The organism is Rathayibacter sp. AY1B7 (assembly GCF_002932735.1).
Lineage (GTDB): Bacteria > Actinomycetota > Actinomycetes > Actinomycetales > Microbacteriaceae > Rathayibacter.
Window position 1 is genome coordinate 99,409 of sequence record NZ_PSWK01000001.1, and the last position, 17,781, is coordinate 117,189.

The window sequence follows — 17,781 nt, forward strand, 5'->3', positions numbered from 1 at the left end:
ACTGTCGGCCCGGCCGACACCTTCAACGCGGTGACCGCGGTCGGCGCCCGCAGCGCGCGACGTCTCGTCCTCGCACCCACGTCGACCTCCGCCTCCCAATCACGGGTCGCCAGGCCCGCGTCCCGGGCCGCCTTCCGGCGATTCCCTCCCCGCCAGACGGACGCCGGACTCACCACTCCGCCGGCCGATCGCGCGGGCTCCGTCCTCCCCCTCCGACCCCTCACCTGAAGGACCCCCCATGTCACGAACCCCCCGGCAGGAGCGCACCCGGCGCTCACGCCTCCCTCGAGCGGGCGCCGCGCTGACGCTCGCCATCGCCTGCCTCGGCGGCGTCCTCGGACCGATCGGCGCCGCCGGCGCCGCAGAGACCGTCCCCGCTCCCGCGCTGCAGTACTCGTTCGACGGCATCGGCGCGACGCTCGCCAATGGAGCCGTCGTCGCCGACTCCGCTCCGGGCAACCACCCCGGCACCCTGATCAACTCCGGCGCGACCAGCGTCGCGGGTCCCTCCGGCGCCTCCACCGACCGCGCTCTCTCGCTCCCGGGCGGATCGAGCACGTCGGCCGCGCCGCACGTCCGGATCGCCCCGGGCCTGATCCCCGCCGGCACGCAGGACGTCACGATGTCCGCCTGGCTGCGCTGGAGCGGTGCTCCGGACTGCACCTGGCCCTTCACGCTCGGCTCCAGCGTCGACTCCCACGTCCTCTCCACCACGAAGTGCGGACCGGCCGGCTTCGGCGCGATCAAGAGCGGCTCCGAGGTGCGGGCCGCAGGCAACACTCCGGTCGCCGCGAACCGCTGGGTGCACATGGCGGTCGTCGTCAAGGGCGGCCAGTCGGTCTCGACCTACTTCGACGGAGCTCTCGTCGGCCAGGGCAGCACGACCTTCACCGCCGCGTCCGCGATCGGCACGTCCACGTTCTCCGGCTTCCTCGGCAAATCGTTCTACGGCGCGGACGCCTACTGGGCCGGTGCCATCGACGACATGCAGGTCTGGACCTCCGCGCTCACCGCCGGCCAGGTGCAGCAGAGCGCCGCATCCGTGCACTCGGTTCTCGCGAACCAGGACGCCGCCGTCTCGCTCGGCGACACCTCGAACGTGACCTCGAACCTCGCCCTCCCCACGACCGGCGCCAACGGCTCCACGATCACCTGGACGTCGAGCGCCCCCGGCGTCGTCAGCACCAGCGGCGTCGTCACCCGGCCCGCCGCGGGCAGCCCGGACGCCACCGTCACGCTGACCCCGACCGCCGTCCACGGCGGCATCACCGTCGTCGGCCGTGCCACCACCGTGTTCGTCCCGGCGTACGCCGCCGGTGACAGCGCCGAGGCCGAGCTCGCCCGGGCCGTAGCCGACGGCATCAGCAACGATCCCGCTCTCGCCGGACCGGTGCGCGGCAGCCTGAACCTGCCCTCGACCGGAGCCGACGTCGCCGCCACCGCCGCGCGCGCGAACAGCTCCAGCGCCGTGGTCAGCTGGACCTCGTCGAACGAGGCCGTCATCACCTCCGCCGACAAGGGCACCGCGCCGAACGTCGTCGCGAAGGGCTCGCTCACGCGTCCGTCCGCCGACACCACCGTCACCCTCACCGCGACGGTCACCGTCGCCGGCACCACGCCCCTCGTGCGGACCCTCACGCGCACCGTTCCGGCCGCGGCTCCCGTGGCCGCGAGCGACCTCGACGCGTACCTGTTCGCGTACTTCACCGGCGACAGCATCGAAGGCGAGAAGATCCGCTTCGCGACCTCCGACGGCAACGACTCGCTCACGTGGAAGACCCTGAACGACGCCCAGCCGATCCTCACCTCCACCATGGGCACGAAGGGGCTGCGCGACCCGTTCGTCTTCCGCTCGAAGGAGGGCGACCGCTTCTTCCTGATGGCCACCGACCTCTCCGTCGGCACCACCGGCTTCGGCGGATCGACCAACCGCGGCAGCCGCTACCTCGAGATCTGGGAGTCCACCGACCTCGTCAACTGGGGCCAGCAGCGCCACGTCGAGGTCAACCTGCCCAACGCGGGCATGACCTGGGCACCGGAGGCCACCTACGACCCCACCATCGACGCCTACGTCGTCTACTGGACCTCGGCCCTCTTCACCGACAGCACGCGCAACGTCGAGGACGGCAACGGACCGCAGATCCTCACGTCCACCACGCGCGACTTCCGCGACTTCACCACCCCCGAGGTCTGGTTCAAGGCCGCTGACGTCCCCTCGCTCAACAAGAGCAACGGACTGATCGACGCCACGATGCTCAAGGACGGCGACACCTACTACCGCTTCACGAAGGCGACCCAGACCAGCGGCTGCCCCTCGCCCGACATCATCGGACAGAAGTCGACGAACCTCCGCGCCACCACCGCCTCCGGAGCGTGGAGCCTCATCGACACCTGCATCGGCCGCACCGCCGGAACGCCGGAGGTCGAGGGTCCCGAGATCTTCAAGACCAACGAGGGCGACCGGGCGGGGTACAAGTACTTCCTCTGGACCGACAACTACGGCGGACGCGGCTACATCCCGCTCGGCACGAACTCGCTCGAGGGCGACATCCAGTGGACGATCCCCAGCAGCTTCTCGCTGCCGACGTCGCCCCGCCACGGATCCGTCGTCTCCATCACCGCGAAGGAGCGCGACGGGCTCGCCGCGAAGTGGAACCCGTCGCTCCTGGTGACCTCGATCGACGCCGTGGCGCGGACCGTGCAGGCCGGATCGACCACCGTCGACCTGCCCGCCACGGTGGGCGCGACGTTCAAGGACGGCCACCGTGAGACGGTCGCCGTGACGTGGGCGACCGCCGATCTCAGCTCGCTGAAGAAGGCGGGCGACACCGTGCAGGTGCGCGGACAGCTCGCCAACTCGGCAGCGACGCCGGCCATCGCCACCATCACCGCCACGGCTCCTCCCGGACCGTCGCTGACGGCCTCGGCCGCGAGCCGCTGCGTCGCCGGCAAGGTGACGGTCACCGCGACCGGCACCAACACGAGCGGCTCCACGGTCGAGATGACCGTCGGCTCGCAGTGGGGGAGCAGGACCTTCGCCGGGGTCGCTCCCGGCAAGTCCGTGTCCGCCGCCTTCACCACCCGGGCGACCTCGGTCACCGCGGGCGAGGTGAGCGTCGCCTCGAAGGACGCGAACGGCACCAGGACGGCCACCGCGCCGTACTCGGCGCTCACCTGCCGCTAGGCCGGTGACAGGGGAGGGGCGGCGTCCAGCCACCCCTCCCCTGACCTCCTCCGTTCCGGGGCCTCCGGCCACCGGAGCAGGGGAGCATGGACCCTGGGTCCGTGCTCCCCGAATCCACCTCTCCCACGGAAGTAGACGAACAATGCGGTTCCGACGCACGACGGCCCTCCTGGTCGCCGCGAGCCTGACAGCGGGAGGGGCTGCGCTCGGCGCGGCACCCGCACAGGCCGCGGTGCCCAGCCCGGTCCTCTCCTACGACTTCTCCTCGTCCGCCGCCGTCGGCTCCGCCGTGGGCGCGGGCACGACCCTGACCGACTCCGCTGCGGGCCGCTCCGCCACCGTGCGCGGGACCGGAGCGACGACCGTCGCTGGTCCGCGCGGCGGCACCGACCGCGCACTCCGCCTCCCCGGCGGCGCCGCAGGCAGCTCCGCCGCCTACGCCGAGATCGCGCCGGGACTGACCACGGCGGCCACCACCGACGTGACCATGTCGGCCTGGCTGCGCTGGGAGGGGAACCAGAACTGCAGCTGGGCGTACGCGCTCGGGCAGTCGACCGAGCGGTACCTCTTCACCACGCCCCAGTGCGGAAGCAGCCTGATCGGTGCCGTGAAGAACGGCTCGGAGCAGCGCGCGGCCGACTCCGGTCCCGCTGCCACCGGCCGCTGGAGCCACGTCGCCGTGGTCCTGCGCAGCGGCGTCAGCGTCTCGACCTACGTCGACGGCCGGCTCGCCCAGACCACCCCGACCTCCGCGACCGGAGCGGCGACTGTCGGCACCTCCGCCTTCTCCGGCCTCCTCGGCAAGTCGTTCTACGGCCCCGACCCTCTCTTCGCCGGGGCGATGGACGACGTGCACGTCTACTCCTCCGCACTGACCCAGGACCAGGTGCGCGAGGACGCGGCTCCGGCCGCTGCCGCGATCGCTGCATCGGACGCCGCCGCGGCGACCATCGCCGTGACCGGACCCGTCACCAGCGACCTCTCCCTCCCGACCCGCGGCGCGGGCGGCTCCGTCCTCACCTGGGCGAGCAGCGACCCCGCGGTGATCGGCACCGACGGCTCCGTGCGCCGCCCGGCACCCGGCTCGGCGAACGCCACCGTGACCCTGACCCCGACCGCGACGTTCGCCGGATCCGCCGCCACCGGCACCGCGCGAACCGTCACCGTCGCCGCCGACACCGAGGCCGACGCCACGGCGCGCCTGCGCACCGCCCTCGTCGTCCCGCCGACCGTCGCCTCCGGAACCGCTCTTCCCACGGTCGCCGGCTACACCGTGTCGTGGAGCGCGGACGGCGCCGGCCTGTCCGGCGGCCGCCTCGTGAACGACACGGCGATCGACCGGGCGCTCGCGCTCACCGCCTCCGTGAAGGTCGGCGCCACCACGCTGACGAAGACCTTCCGCACCACCGTCCTCAGCGCCTCCACGGCGAAGACCGTGGTGTCGTACACCCGGACGCCGACCGGCGAGGACAAGGCGAACCAGGACACGATCGCCCGCGGCCTCCACCTGGCACTCGGCTCGTCCGTCGCCGACGCGGCACCGCTCTCGGGCAACTCGGGAGTCCTCTTCGCCGACGGGGTCTTCCTCGGGACCGACAAGGCCGACAACCGCGGCCTCGCGAACCCCTCGCTGTTCACCTTCGCCGACGGCACCGTCGGCGTGATCGCCACCCGCGTCCTGCAGTCGGGCGCGTCCGACGGCACCGGGGCCTCGAGCGCTCTGGTCTTCAAGGCCACGGACGCCACCGCGTCCGACTTCACCGAGCTCGGCCTCATCGACCTCGGCACCACCGGCGGCGTCGTCGCGCCGAAGGCCGTCTTCGACACGGACCAGAACCGCTACCTCGTCTCCTGGACGGACTCCTCCGGGGCTGCGAAGTACACGACCGTCACGGACCTCGCCCGCACCGAGCTCCGCGCGCAGGCGTTCTGGCCGAAGGACGGCGGCCGTCGCAGCGTCGTCGTGACCGACGGGAACCGCGGTGCGGTCCTCGGAGGAAGCCCCGCCACCGTCGCCGCTCCCGACCTCTCCGGAGTCCCGGGCCGCGTCGCCGACGCTCTGCCGGGCGGCGCGCTGACGGTCTCCGGCTCCGTCGCCGACTCGCTCGTGAAGAGGTTCGGCCGCACGGTCAACACCGGATCCTCGGTCGCACCGCAGACGATCGATCAGGGCGACACCTCCGCCCTGTCCGGAGTGAAGGCGCAGCTCTCCTACAACGACGGCTCGACCGGCAGCCTCGGCATCGACTGGAACCAGCAGCAGCTCGCCGACCTCGCTGCGAAGGGCCCGGGAACGTACGACCTCTCCGGGACCGTCCGCCAGCGGCAGTACAACGAGCCGTTCGCCTACAACCGCGCGGATCCGACGATCTACCGCTACGAGCGCAACGGGAAGACGCAGTACCTCTTCACCGCCACGGACGACACGAACAACAACAACGTCGCCTCGCAGCACCTGCCGATCCGGGTCGCCGACAGCATCGACCAGCTCAGCGACGACAACGGCGGACGGGCCCGTGAGGTGGACCTCCTCAACCGCACCACGCGGATGGACCGCACCGCCGAGGGCAAGGTGATCGCGGGCTGCTACTGGGCCCCCGAGATCCACGAGATCGGCGGCAAGCTCTCCATCCTGTTCGCCCCGTGCTTCAACCCGGACAACGACCAGTCGAACCAGAACGGTCAGTGGTTCACGGTGCAGGCGCACATCATGCAGCTGCGCGACGGCGGAGACCCCGCGAACCCCTCCGACTGGAGCGCGCCGCGCGCCGTCGTGAAGAGCGATGGGAGCGCCCTCGGACGCCCCGGCACGGGACGCAACATCAGCCTCGACATGACCTACTTCGAGTCCGGTGGAACTGCGTACTACGCCTGGTCCCAGCGCTACGTCGACAACGGAGTGAGCGACCCGGCGACCTGGATCGCCAAGGTCGATCCCGCGAACCCCACCCGCGTCATCGGCGAGCCGACCCCGATCATCGTGCCCTCGCTGACGTTCGAGGACCACCTGTCCGAGGGAGCGTTCGCGATCCAGCGCGACGGGAGGATCACGCTCGTCTACTCCAGCAGCGGCGTCAGCCCGAAGTACATCGTGGGCGGCGCCTGGGCGAAGGAGGGCAGTGACCTGACCGACATCGCGAGCTGGACCAAGTACGACGCCCCGCTCCTGCAGAGCGTCCCCCTGCCCGACGGCGTCCTCGACTACCGCACCTACGAGCAGGGTCCCGGCCACGGAGCCGTCACCCAGGACGAGGACGGCAACGACGTGTACGTCTACCACACCTGGGGCAACGGAGTCGGGGGTGACGGCCGCGACACCCGTCTCGCCCGCATCCACTACGCCGCCGACGGCCGGCCGGTCTTCGACCTGACGCCGACGGAGGAGGTCGCACCCGCGAACCGGACTGTGACCGCCAAGGTCACCGTCACGTCGCCCCTGACCCTGACCGCCACGGCGTCGACCCGCTGCGTCAGCGGGAAGGTCGTCCTGACCACTGTGGTAAAGAACGACAGCCGCTCGATCATGGACATCACGACCGTCACCGCCTTCGGCTCGAAGACCGTGACCGGAGTCGCTCCGGGATCGTCCGCGTCGAGCGCCGTCACCACCCGAGCGGTCTCGATCCCCGCGGGGTCGGTGGCCGCGACAGGAAAGGCCGTCGTCGACGGGAAGACGGTCAGCACGCAGACGAGCGTCGACTACCCGGCGCGCAGCTGCCGCTGAGACGGTGAGGGAGCGGGCGCCACGATCGCCCGCTCCCTCGTCGCCCCGCCCCCGACCGGCACTGCGCCGCCCTGCAGTGCCGCCACCTCAGAAGGACGACCGACGAGATGCACCACAGAGTGAGAACCGGGACGGTCCCGACCATCGGGCCCGTGCTGACGAAGGTCGCGCAGTCGCACACCCTCACCGAGGAGAAGGACGACGGAGCGGCCGGCAGCGCAGCTGCGGTCGGAGGACACGACCTCCTGCTGATCAACGGCAACGCCCTCCCTCTCTCCTGAGCCCCCCTGCGCCGTTCGGACGGGTCCTCGACCCTGATCGCCCGACGATCCCGCCGCGGCGGCATCACCACCGGCTGCGGACCGGGGCGGCGATCGGGCCGTATCCTGCTGTCCGGACCGATCGCTGATGTGCGAACCTCTCCTGAGCGGACTCCCGGATGCGGGCCGACCGTGACCGGTCCGGCCCGTTCCTCTCGTTGCAGCAGGAGACCGCCGTTCCCCAGGAGATACCCGTGATGCGCCTCAATCGATTCCTCGTGTCCCTGGCACGCTCTGCGCGGTGCACGAACCGCTGCGGAGCCTGCGGGCTCGACTGCAGCATCGACGTCTTCATCCTGATCGCGCTCGCGACCGGAGAGAACCGCGACGAGACCCGCCTGCGAGCAGTCCTCGACCTCCGCTCCGGCGACCGTGTCGAGGTCCTCGAGGTGCGCAAGCGGCTCCTCCGGCTCTCCCGCCGGGGCCTGGTGCTCCTGGAGAGAGGCAGGAGGACCGCACTGCAGCGCATCGAGCGCTTCTCGATCACGCGCGACGGCCGGGCCTTCCTGGCGTCCCACGCGAGAGCGCTGGACCTCCTCGCCGAGGAGATCCACGTCGCGCTGCTGTCCCGCTGACGAGCGGAGTGCCAGTGCGGGCGCACGCGGGACGTCTCCTGGTCGGCCGTCGTCGGACCGGTCGTGTCGGTGACGCTCCAGGTGGAGCGACTTCGACACGTGCGTCGCCTCCGACCGCGTCCCGAGCGCTCCGGGGCAGCACGAGGCATCGCCGACCGTCATGGGCGCCGCGCTCGCGACCGTGCTGCCGCGGCGCGAGGCGGTGGCGGCGCTCCTCGAGGACGCCGTCGCTGCTGCATCCTCAGCAGTGCGAGGCGGGCGGGGGACCCGCCTCACGCCGGAACGCGCCCTTCGTGCATCACCCCGTGCTGGAGAGCTGGATGATCTCGGAGATCACCGCGGCTCGAGTGTCGTCCGGTATCCGATCGCCTCCGAGGGAGTGGTGTGACCACAGGCCGTCAGCCGCAAGGCAGGCGATGAACTGGCGGAGAGCGATCGGATCGGTCGCGGTCTCCTCTGCGGAGGGCGTCCACCTTCGGCGCACCTCCGCTACCGGCGCTCGGAGAGCGGTGTCGCTGCCCGTGGCCTGGAGGAGTCCGATCTGCATGTGCGTCGACGGCGTCAGGGCGACGGCGACGTAGGCACTCACGCGCTCCGTCAAGGTGGCCTCGTCCGCGGTCTTCCCCGCGACGTCGATCAGCTGGGCTTCCCAGCCGGCCGCGACGTGCTCCTGGAGAGCATGGGCGAGATCGGCTCGATCGCGGAAGTGGTACATCATTCCACCGCGTGTCAGCCCAGCCTCTTCGGCAGTCGCTTCGAGCGTGACGCGAACAGAACCTTCCCTCGCCGCGACACGGACCGCTGCGTCGAGGATCCGAGTCCGGTTGTTGGGTCGCGTCGCGCGAGGAGACGTCCGAGGAGAAGGCAGGACCTCCTCACCGCTGGGCGGGTTCGGTTCCATGTCGTGATCGATTCCGCCGCTCCCTCGGTCCGAGTGAGCGGCTAGGGACGGCGGGTGCTGAGGCGCCCGGAGGGTGTCGACGCGTCACCGCACGAGCGGGTGCGACAGCGTCGGCCGCCAGTCTGCCATCCTCTCCTGCCGACGTCGGAAGGTGAGGCTCGACCCCCTCGGTGTCGAGCCGTCCTGACGACGGACTGCAGCCGGAGGGACGGCTGTCACGGTCGACGAATCAGCAAGCAACTGTACATTCATGATTGTACAGTTGTGGTACGGTAACGGCCTGCCCAGCTTCGGAGCTGCGGGCGGTCAGATGCACTGCCGGTGCGGGATCCGAGGCTGAAAACCTCCAGCGACTTCATTCCTCAGAAGCCTGGAGGTTTCTTCATGTCCAGAATCGCGGACAAGCCGAACGCCCGCTGGTGGGCGCTCGCCGTTCTCGCCATGACCCAGCTCGTCGTCGTCCTCGACACGACGATCGTCACCATCGCCCTGCCTCAGGCCCAACTGGATCTCGGGATGAGCGACAGCCTGCGCCAGTGGGTCGTCACCGCCTACGCCCTCGCTTTCGGAGCACTTCTCCTTCTGGGCGGTCGGATCGCCGATTACTGGGGCCGCAAGCGCACCTTCATGGTCGGAATGATCGGCTTCGGAGCGGCCTCGCTCTGGGCCGGACTGTCGCAGAGCGGCATGGAACTCGTCATCGCTCGCGGCGTCCAGGGCGCCTTCGCGGCACTGCTCGCCCCCGCCGCACTCGCCATGCTCACCGTGACGTTCGCCCACGGCAAGGAGCGCAATCTCGCCTTCGCCGTCTTCGGCACGGTCGCCGGATCCGGAGCCGCAATCGGCCTGATCCTGGGCGGCGTGCTCACCGAATTCACCGACTGGCGCTGGTGCCTCTTCGTCAACCTCATCTTCGTCGCCTTCGGCCTCGTCGGCGGGGCTCTCGTGCTTCGCGAGAGCAAGGCGGAAGGAGACAACCGCTACGACGTCTGGGGAACCGTCACCGTGACCCTGGGACTGGGCGCGATCGTCTACGGGTTCACCCGAGCCGAGCACGGATGGGGCGCGATCGACACCGTCGCCTTCCTCGCACTCGGCATCGTCCTGCTGACCGTCTTCGTGCTCATCGAACGCAAGGTCGACCAGCCGTTGCTGCCCCTGCGCGTCATCCTGCGTCGTGTGCGAGGCGGCGCGATCCTGATCCAGGCCGCCAATGGCGCCGTGATGATCGGGGCCATCCTCTATCTCGCGTTCTACTTCCAGATCGTGCTCGGAATGGGACCGCTGATGGCAGGACTCGCGAACCTCGCCATGACCGTCGCGATCATGGCGTTCTCGCCCGTCACCACGAAGATCCTCAACACGTTCGGCCCCCGACCCCTGATGATCGTCGGGCCGCTCGTCTCGGCAGCAGGGCTCTTCCTGCTCCTCGGCATCACCCCGGACGGAAACTACTTCCTCCAGGTCCTGCCCGCCCTGGTCGTGCTCGGAATCGGACTCTCCATGCTCTTCGTGCCCGTCCAGAACCTCGCCCTTCTCGGGGTCGAGAACGAGGACGCCGGAGTGGCCTCCGCCGTCGTCAACTCCGTCTTCCACATCGGCGGGTCCATCGGTCTCGCGGTGTTCACCGTGTTCTACGCGAGCACCGCGGACTCCGCCATCGCGTCCGGAACGGCCGAGCTCACCGCATTCACCGACGGCTACAAGGCCGTGTTCCTGGCCGCAGCAGTGACCATGGTCGCCGCCTCCGTCATCGGATTCCTCCTCATCCGAGGGAAGAAGGAAGACCTGAACCCCGCCTGGGACGAGGCGGAGGCCGCCCTCGTCCACTGAGACGATGCCGAAGGGGCGGGCCGGTTCGTGCAGCAGCGGCAGACCGGCTCGCCTCTTCCCGTCCGACTCACGACACCCCGTACGTCGCCGACCGACGACCTCCCCTCGATGGGGAGTCGTTCGTGGATCGCAACGGTCCGGTCGTCCGACGCGGCCGCGTCATCCGGTGGGTCTTCTCCCGCGATGCCGGCTGCACCGCCGAGATCATCGAGGGTCGCGACCCGGTCGCCCGGCACATCACCGCAGACCGGAACGACGACGCCCGGCCGCCCTCAGGTGAGAGGCGGCCGGGCGTCGTCGGTCGGAGGACCCGGTCAGGTCAGCCGCAGCGGAGCGCCGGGTAGGCGGCGCTCACGGGAGCGGAGGCGCTGCCGACGGTGGCGACCCCCTGGACGGTACCGGCGGCGACCGAGGCGGCCCGCGTGGTCACGGCCAGCGAGGCGGTCCGGCCCGCATCGATCTGCTGCGTCTTCGCGCCCCACAGGGTGTTCCAGCGGAGGTCGGCGGTCGACGCGGCCTTGTTGACGGTGGTCAGCGTGACCACCACCTTGCCCGCGACGCAGCGAGCCGCTGCAGTGGCGGTGACGGGCACAGCCGGCGCCTTCACGGTGATCGTCGCCGTGACGGTGCGGTTGGCCGAGGCCACCTCCTGCTCCTTCGAGAGCGAGAGGTCGAGCCGGCCGCTCGCGCGGATGTTCACGCCCTTGAACCAGGTGTTGCGGTCCGAATCGAACAGGCCGCCCGCGTTCTGCGGGTCGGTCGCCGTGTGCGGGTCCGGGTAGGGGCGGGCGTGGTAGGCGAGGAGCAGGTTGCCCGACTCGTCCTCGACGAACGAGTTGTGCCCGGTGCCGGCCTGCTGGCGCGAGAAGTACTGCGTCTCGTCCGCGCCGAGGCGGCCCAGGTAGGTGTCCTCGGTGTCCAGCACGGGGAACGCGGTCTGCGTCCACGTCGCGGGGTTGAGGAGGTCGGCACTCGCGTCGGCCGTGAGCAGGCCGAGCGAGTAGTACTTGTCGACCGTTCCGCCCGAGTAGGTGAGGTACATGCGTCCTCCCTTGGACACGATGAACGGCGCCTCGACGACGCCCTGGTCGTTGCCCTCGGTGGTGTCGGACGGGGTCGGCGAGCGCTTGCCCGACTCCCACGGCTGGCTCTCGCCGTAGATGCGGGTGACCGCACCGGTCACCAGCGGGACGGTGCCCTTGGGCCCCATCGTCGCCTTGGCGAGGGAGAGCGTGTTGCCGTTGGGCAGGACCCAGTAGCCCTGGGTGGCGCCGTTCTCCTGGCGGTCGATGTAGCTGACGTCGAAGGCCGCGCCCTCGAGGACGACCGGCTCGCCCCACTTCGTCTGGTCGAGGAATCCGCCCTCGGCGATCGAGGCGTCGGTCCCGGTGTAGGGGATCAGGACGGTGTTGTCGCACCAGCCGCCCACAGGCGCGTAGCCCTTGTTCATGCCGGCGACGATCCACCAGGTGCCGTTGATCTTGTGGAACTCCTGCGCCCAGATGTATCCGCCCCAGCCGTAGAAGGTGTTCGGGTACTGGCTCTGGCGACCGGGCGTGCCGGCGTCGGGGTCGATCACGATCTGCTCGGGAGCGGAGTCGAGACCGGCGATGGTCTTCGAGCGCTTGAGGCCGATCTTGCGGTAGCTGGAGCTCTCCTCGATCGGGCCGAGCGAGTCCTGACCGTAGTGCGAGCCCGTGAGGTAGTAGTAGCCGTCGTCCTCGTTGAAGAAGACGTGCGGATCCGCGCGGGCCTCGTTGACCATCGCCTCGGGGTCCTGCTGGACGGAGCCGGTGACCCGGTAGGTCCCGGGACGCGAGGTGTCGACGGCGGTGGTCAGATCGTCCTGCCAGTCGACGTTGAGCGACTTGGTCGAGCCGTCGTTGTACTCCATCACGGCCTGCCCCGGGAGCGCTGCGGCGATCGCAGCGGATCCGGCGCCGGAGTCGACGGAGCCGCTGAGCGACTTCACACCGGTGTTCTTCAGGTCGACGTACTCGCGGTAGAACGTGCTGAACTCGGTCGAGGTCAGCGCCGTCTCGCCGGCCTGGCCCTGGGTGAACCCGGCGGGGAGACCCGAGCCCTGGACACCGGGGACGCGGGCGTCGGCGCGGGTGGTCGCTCCGGGAGCGGTGCCGGAGGCGAGGTCCGTGAACAGCGTCACGCGGCCCTCGGTGGTGAGCAGATCGGTCCAGAACAGCTTGTAGACGCCGAGGGCGGAGTCGAAGACGATCCGCGGGTCGGTCACGACCGAGCCCGGCGCGACCCGGAGGACGCGCTGGTCGCGGAACGTGCGGCCGTCGGCGGAGCTCCAGAGGTAGACGGAGTCCGTGGCGTTGTTCTGCGACGAGACCGCGCCGAGCGAGCCGTCCTTCGAGCGGAACAGCAGCGGCGAGCCCATCTGGGCGTTCGGGCGCTGCGCCTGATCGCCGTCCTTGAGGACGGAGAGGATCGACTGCGAGCGGTTCAGCGGCTCCCAGGTGGTCGCGCCGGCGGGCAGTGCGGCCGTGAAGAGCGAGTCCGCGCGGCGGTCGTCGTTGTATGCCAGCGGGTCGTCCTTCACTCCGTTCGTCGTGGTGACGGTCTTGACGGAGGTGGCGATGCGCCCGCCGGGCACGGCGAGGGTGCTGTCCCACGCGTAGGTCTGCCCGGCGACGGCTGCCTGGAGGCGGACGGCGACGGGAGCGGTGAGGCCCGAGAGGTTCACGGCGCCGGTGGAGGAGACGCGCGCGGCGCCGGCGCCGGAGGCGGTCCACGTCACGGTGTTCCCGAGGACCTGCGCGGGCAGGTCGCCGAGCACGGTCGTGGGGACGTCGAGGGCGGCGCGCAGGTCGGTCGCCACGGTGCTGCTCGTCGCGCCCAGCTCGGCCCCGGTCAGGGCGCGGTCGTAGACGCGCAGATTGTCGAGGAGTCCGGTGAAGTACTCCCCGCCGCCCCAGTTGGCCTTGCCGATCTGCAGGACTCCGCCGGTCGATCCGAGGACCGTCGCGAGCGAGGGGCCGGCCGTCGTGACGGCGACGGGCTTCGCGTCGACGTAGAGGCGGGCGGTGCCGGCGCTCAGCACGAGATCGACGTGCTTCCACTCCGTGCTGCTCGGGCCGGTGAGGTTGCCCGAGGAGTCGCGGGCGCCGCTGTTGGCGTACCGCTCGACGGTGATGCCGTTCGTCCTGTCGAGGACGCCGACGTACTTCTCCTGGGCGTAGTCCTGGGTCGCGGCCGAGCGAGCGGCGAAGACCGACCAGCCGACGTTGTCCGCGGCGGCGGGCTTAGAGTCGTACGACAGAGTGACGGAGTCGCGACCCTTCAGCAGCGGCTGCCCGTCGGTCGCAGTGAGGTCGAGCCAGAACGAGGACGACAGCGAGACGGCGCTGCCCTGCCCGGTGCGGCCGGCGACGAGGGTCGGCGTGCCCTTCACGGCGGCGCGGGTCGACCTGTCGGTGAAGGCGCCTCCGCTCGGGGCGGTGTCGAAGGTGAAGTCCGCGAGCAGGCTCTGCGCGGGAGTGGTCGCCGCTGTCGCGGCGACGGCGACCGGCACGGCGGCGCCGGCGGCGAGGGCGATCGTCGCGGATGCGGCGAGGGTGGCGGCGAGCAGGCGCGAGGGCCTGCCTCCGCCCGGGGGTCGTGACGTCATCGTCGACGTGTCCTCTCGGGTTCTGCAGCGAACCGGTGGGCGGACGGGGGATCCCGCCTGCGGTGTGGTCATCGCACGGTACCGGCGATTGTTCACGGTAACAAGGGAGCACGACCATCGGTTGCGAAACTCCCACACCCGTCGGACATCCGGGCGAGCAGAACGCCGAAGCGGGAGGGCCGGCAGCCTCTGCGCCGGCCCCGCCCGGTCAGTGCCCGCGCGCGATCCACTCCTCGCGGTGCGGCGCCTCCGCCCCGATCGTCGTCGAGTCGCCGTGGCCGGTCCGGACCACCGTCTCGGCGGGCAGCGTCAGCAGGCGCTCCGTGATCGAGTCGATGATCGTCGGGAAGTCGCTGTACGAGCGGCCGGTGGCCCCCGGCCCGCCCTGGAAGAGCGTGTCGCCGGTGAACACCGTGCCGAGCGCCTCGGCGACGAAGCAGACGGCGCCGGGGGTGTGGCCCGGGGTGTGCCGCACCTCGAGCTCGACGCCGGCGACGGGCACGATCCGCCCGTCGACCAGGGCGCCGCTCGGGGCCGTACCGGGGTGCACGGCGTCCCACAGCATCCGGTCGGCCTCGTGGAGCAGCACCGGGGCGCCGATCGCAGCGCGGACTCCCTCGACCGCGTCGAGGTGGTCGTCGTGTCCGTGGGTCAGCAGCACGGCGAGGAGTCGGCGCTCGCCGACGGCCGCGAGGATCGCGTCCGCGTCGTGGGCGGCGTCGATGACGACGCACTCGGAGTCGTCGCCGACGATCCAGACGTTGTTGTCGACATCCCAGGTGCCGCCGTCGAGGCTGAAGGTGCCGCTCGTGACGAGCTGCTCGATCCGCGCGCCCATCAGAGCACCACCACCGAGCGGAGCACGTCGCCGCCGGCCATCGTGGCGAAGGCCTCCTCGATGTCCTCGATCCCGATCCGCTCGCTCACGAACTCGTCCAGGGGCAGTCGGCCCTGGAGGTAGAGGCCGGTCAGCATCGGGAAGTCCCTCTCCGGCAGGCAGTCGCCGTACCAGCTCGACTTCAGCGAGCCGCCGCGGCCGAAGACGTCGAGCAGGGGGATCTCGAGCGTCATCTCGGGAGTCGGCACCCCGACCAGCACCACGGTCCCGGCGAGGTCGCGGGCGTAGAACGCCTGGCGCCAGGTCTCGGGGCGGCCCACGGCGTCGATGACGACGTCCGCTCCGAAGCCGTTCGTCAGGGCCTGCACCGCCGCGACGACGCCCGCCTCGTCGAGGCCGCTGGAGTCGATGACGTGCGTGGCGCCGAGCTTCTCGGCCGCAACCAGCTTCTTGGGGTCCCGGTCGATCGCGATGACCGTGCCGGCGCCCGCGAGAGCGGCGCCGACCACGGCGGCCGTGCCGACTCCTCCGCAGCCGATGACCGCGACGGAGTCGCCGCGCGTCACGTTCCCGGTGTTCATCGCCGCGCCGAGGCCGGCCATGATCCCGCAGCCGAGCAGGCCCACCGCGGCGGGGTCCGCCTCCGGATCGACCTTCGTGCACTGCTTCGCGTGCACGAGGGTCTTCTCGGCGAAGGCGCCGATCCCGAGGGCGGGGCTGAGCTCGGTGCCGTCCTCCAGGGTCATCCGCTGCGTCGCGTTGAAGGTGTCGAAGCAGTACCAGGGCTCGGCCCGGGTGCAGGCCCGGCACTCGCCGCAGACCGCGCGCCAGTTGAGGACCACGAAGTCGCCGACCGCGACATGGGTGACTCCCTCTCCGATCGCGCTGACCCGTCCGGCCGCCTCGTGACCGAGGAGGAAGGGGAAGTCGTCGCTGATCCCGCCCTCGCGGTAGTGGAAGTCGGTGTGGCAGACACCGCAGGTCTCGATGTCGACCACGGCCTCGCCCGGGCCCGGGTCGGGGACGACGATGTCGACGAGCTCCACGGGAGCGCCCTTCGACCGGGCGATGACGCCGCGCACAGTGGTGGGCATGGGGGCTCCTTCGACGGGGGCGTGCAGGTCCGATCCACAGTAACGACCGCGGGAGGCGGGTGCGCCGGGTGGACGCGGGCGCTCCCGCCCACTCCGGGGCCGGGCCGCCCGCCTCGCGGACCGCGACCCTGACAGTCGGTAGGGTGCGGGCCATGCGCACTCTGTACCCCGAGATCGAGCCCCACGACTCCGGCATGCTCGACGTCGGCGACGGCCACTCGCTCTACTGGGAGGTCTCGGGCAACCCCGAGGGCAAGCCCGTCGTGTTCCTGCACGGCGGCCCCGGGGCCGGCACCTCGCCCGCCCACCGGCGGCTGTTCGACCCCGAGAAGTACCGCATCGTGCTGTTCGACCAGCGCATGTGCGGCCGCTCGACCCCGCACGCCGGCGAGCCGGAGGCCGACCTCTCGACCAACACCACCTGGTACCTCGTCGCCGACATCGAGCGCCTCCGCGAGCACCTCGGCGTCGAGCGCTGGCTCGTGCTCGGCGGCTCCTGGGGCTCGACCCTCGCCCTCGCCTACGCCGAGACCCACCCCGAGCGGGTCAGCGAGATCGTCCTCCGCGGGATCTTCACCCTCCGCCGCGCCGAGCTCGAGTGGTTCTACGAGGGCGGCGCCGCCGCGGTCTACCCGGACCTCTGGGAGGGCTACACCTCCGTCGTCCCGGCCGGCGAGCGGGGCAGCCTCATCGAGGCGTACTACCGCCTGCTCCACGACGCGGACCCCGCCGTGCACGGCCCCGCCGGTGTCGCCTGGACCACCTGGGAGGCGTCGACCATCACCCTCGTGCAGAAGCCGGAGCTGATCGCGGACTGGTCCGATCCCGTCTTCGCGCTCGCCTTCGCCCGCATCGAGAACCACTTCTTCGTGCACAGGGGCTGGTTGGAGGAGGGGCAGCTGATCCGCGACGCCGGCGTCCTCCGCGACATCCCGGCCGTCATCGTGCAGGGCCGCTACGACATGTGCACCCCGGCCTTCACGGCCTGGGACCTGCACCGGGCCTGGCCCGAGGCCGACTTCCGGATGATCGCCGACGCGGGCCACGCCTTCGACGAGCCGGGGATCCTCGACGCGCTGATCGAGGCGACGGACCGCTTCGCGTCCTGACGGGCGGGGCGGTCCGCGCCTCGCGGCCGGGATGCCCGGGCGCCCGTGCCTGAGCGTCCCGCGCCCGGTGCCGTCGTGTCCCGGGAGCGGGTCTACCCTGATCAGATGCGCGCGGACGACGCCTCCGGGATGGAGGACTGGCCCACCGGCCGGCTGCTCTCCACCGCCTCCCGGATGGTCGAGCACGCCTGGCACGGCGCCCTCGCCGAGATCGGCCTCACCCACGCCGGCCTGATCGTGCTGCACCTCCTGCAGGCGGGTCCCGTCGCGCAGAAGGAGCTGGCCGCCGCGGCCCACGTCGAGGTGCAGACCATGTCGCGCACCATCGAGCGCCTCGAGCGCGAGGGCCACGTCTCGCGCACCACGGATCCGTCGGACCGCCGCCGGCAGCTCGTCGCGCTCACCGACGTGGGCAGCGAGGCCTGGCGCCGGGCGCACCGCCTCGAGGTCGACATGTTCCCGGGCTCGCTCGAGCACGGCCCCCTGCGCGAGGCGCTGCTCGAGATCATCCGTTCGGCCAGCGAGTCGCGCTGGGGCTGACCGCAAGCCCGAGCGGAGCCCGTCCGCGGAGC

At 71.2% G+C, this 17,781-nt stretch carries 11 protein-coding genes; 7 read left to right on the plus strand and 4 right to left on the minus strand.

Going from position 1 to position 17,781, the window contains the following annotated elements:
• Positions 1 to 238 precede the first annotated feature (238 nt).
• From C5C95_RS00390 to C5C95_RS00400, 4 genes are all read left to right on the plus strand, one after another.
• Entirely contained in the window at positions 239 to 3,184 is a 2,946-nt protein-coding gene (locus tag C5C95_RS00390) for an immunoglobulin-like domain-containing protein (protein ID WP_104226028.1), read from the plus strand.
• Positions 3,185 to 3,326: 142 nt separating this feature from the next.
• Entirely contained in the window at positions 3,327 to 6,908 is a 3,582-nt protein-coding gene (locus tag C5C95_RS00395; protein WP_104323550.1) for a family 43 glycosylhydrolase, read from the plus strand.
• A 107-nt stretch (positions 6,909 to 7,015) separates the two neighbouring features.
• Positions 7,016 to 7,189, plus strand: coding sequence for a hypothetical protein (locus C5C95_RS17235; RefSeq protein WP_181125498.1), 174 nt, complete (start codon positions 7,016 to 7,018; stop codon positions 7,187 to 7,189).
• A gap of 233 nt (positions 7,190 to 7,422) precedes the next feature.
• Positions 7,423 to 7,803: a hypothetical protein gene (locus C5C95_RS00400; protein WP_104315548.1), complete on the plus strand. Its 381-nt coding sequence runs from the start codon at positions 7,423 to 7,425 to the stop codon at positions 7,801 to 7,803.
• A gap of 298 nt (positions 7,804 to 8,101) precedes the next feature.
• Here the strand turns inward: C5C95_RS00400 and C5C95_RS00405 are convergent, their stop codons facing one another.
• Positions 8,102 to 8,704 (minus strand): TetR/AcrR family transcriptional regulator, encoded by a 603-nt coding sequence (locus C5C95_RS00405; protein WP_104262333.1) that lies wholly within the window; start codon positions 8,702 to 8,704, stop codon positions 8,102 to 8,104.
• Positions 8,705 to 9,088: 384 nt separating this feature from the next.
• Between C5C95_RS00405 and C5C95_RS00410 the strand changes: the two genes are divergently transcribed.
• Positions 9,089 to 10,537, plus strand: a complete 1,449-nt coding sequence (locus C5C95_RS00410) for an MFS transporter (RefSeq protein ID WP_104323552.1) — start codon at positions 9,089 to 9,091, stop codon at positions 10,535 to 10,537.
• Positions 10,538 to 10,856: 319 nt separating this feature from the next.
• Here C5C95_RS00410 and C5C95_RS00415 read toward each other — a convergent pair whose 3' ends face one another.
• The 3 genes from C5C95_RS00415 to C5C95_RS00425 all read right to left on the minus strand — a co-directional run bounded on the left by C5C95_RS00415 (position 10,857) and on the right by C5C95_RS00425 (position 16,100).
• Positions 10,857 to 14,168 (minus strand): family 43 glycosylhydrolase, encoded by a 3,312-nt coding sequence (locus C5C95_RS00415; protein WP_104261158.1) that lies wholly within the window; start codon positions 14,166 to 14,168, stop codon positions 10,857 to 10,859.
• 208 nt (positions 14,169 to 14,376) lie between these two features.
• A complete protein-coding gene (locus tag C5C95_RS00420) occupies positions 14,377 to 15,006 on the minus strand; it encodes an MBL fold metallo-hydrolase (RefSeq protein ID WP_104323553.1) in 630 nt (209 codons plus the stop codon).
• Positions 15,006 to 16,100 carry an S-(hydroxymethyl)mycothiol dehydrogenase gene (locus C5C95_RS00425; protein WP_104226021.1) on the minus strand — a complete coding sequence of 365 codons (1,095 nt, stop codon included), beginning with the start codon at positions 16,098 to 16,100 and terminating at the stop codon, positions 15,006 to 15,008. Before C5C95_RS00425 ends, C5C95_RS00420 begins: the two co-directional genes overlap by 1 nt.
• Before the next feature lie 152 nt (positions 16,101 to 16,252).
• On the opposite strand from C5C95_RS00425, the gene pip reads away from it, so the two are divergent.
• Positions 16,253 to 17,209, plus strand: a complete 957-nt coding sequence (pip, locus tag C5C95_RS00430) for a prolyl aminopeptidase (RefSeq protein WP_104224398.1) — start codon at positions 16,253 to 16,255, stop codon at positions 17,207 to 17,209.
• 105 nt (positions 17,210 to 17,314) lie between these two features.
• Positions 17,315 to 17,749 (plus strand): MarR family winged helix-turn-helix transcriptional regulator, encoded by a 435-nt coding sequence (locus C5C95_RS00435; protein WP_104247849.1) that lies wholly within the window; start codon positions 17,315 to 17,317, stop codon positions 17,747 to 17,749.
• Positions 17,750 to 17,781 lie beyond the last annotated feature (32 nt).

Coding starts and splice junctions, on each gene's coding strand:
- C5C95_RS00390 (WP_104226028.1), top strand. CDS start 239: ATGTCACGAACCCCCCGGCAGGAGCGCACCCGGCGCTCACGCCTCCCT.
- C5C95_RS00395 (WP_104323550.1), top strand. CDS start 3,327: ATGCGGTTCCGACGCACGACGGCCCTCCTGGTCGCCGCGAGCCTGACA.
- C5C95_RS17235 (WP_181125498.1), top strand. CDS start 7,016: ATGCACCACAGAGTGAGAACCGGGACGGTCCCGACCATCGGGCCCGTG.
- C5C95_RS00405 (WP_104262333.1), bottom strand. CDS start 8,704: ATGGAACCGAACCCGCCCAGCGGTGAGGAGGTCCTGCCTTCTCCTCGG.
- C5C95_RS00410 (WP_104323552.1), top strand. CDS start 9,089: ATGTCCAGAATCGCGGACAAGCCGAACGCCCGCTGGTGGGCGCTCGCC.
- C5C95_RS00415 (WP_104261158.1), bottom strand. CDS start 14,168: ATGACGTCACGACCCCCGGGCGGAGGCAGGCCCTCGCGCCTGCTCGCC.
- C5C95_RS00420 (WP_104323553.1), bottom strand. CDS start 15,006: ATGGGCGCGCGGATCGAGCAGCTCGTCACGAGCGGCACCTTCAGCCTC.
- C5C95_RS00425 (WP_104226021.1), bottom strand. CDS start 16,100: ATGCCCACCACTGTGCGCGGCGTCATCGCCCGGTCGAAGGGCGCTCCC.
- pip (WP_104224398.1), top strand. CDS start 16,253: ATGCGCACTCTGTACCCCGAGATCGAGCCCCACGACTCCGGCATGCTC.
- C5C95_RS00435 (WP_104247849.1), top strand. CDS start 17,315: ATGCGCGCGGACGACGCCTCCGGGATGGAGGACTGGCCCACCGGCCGG.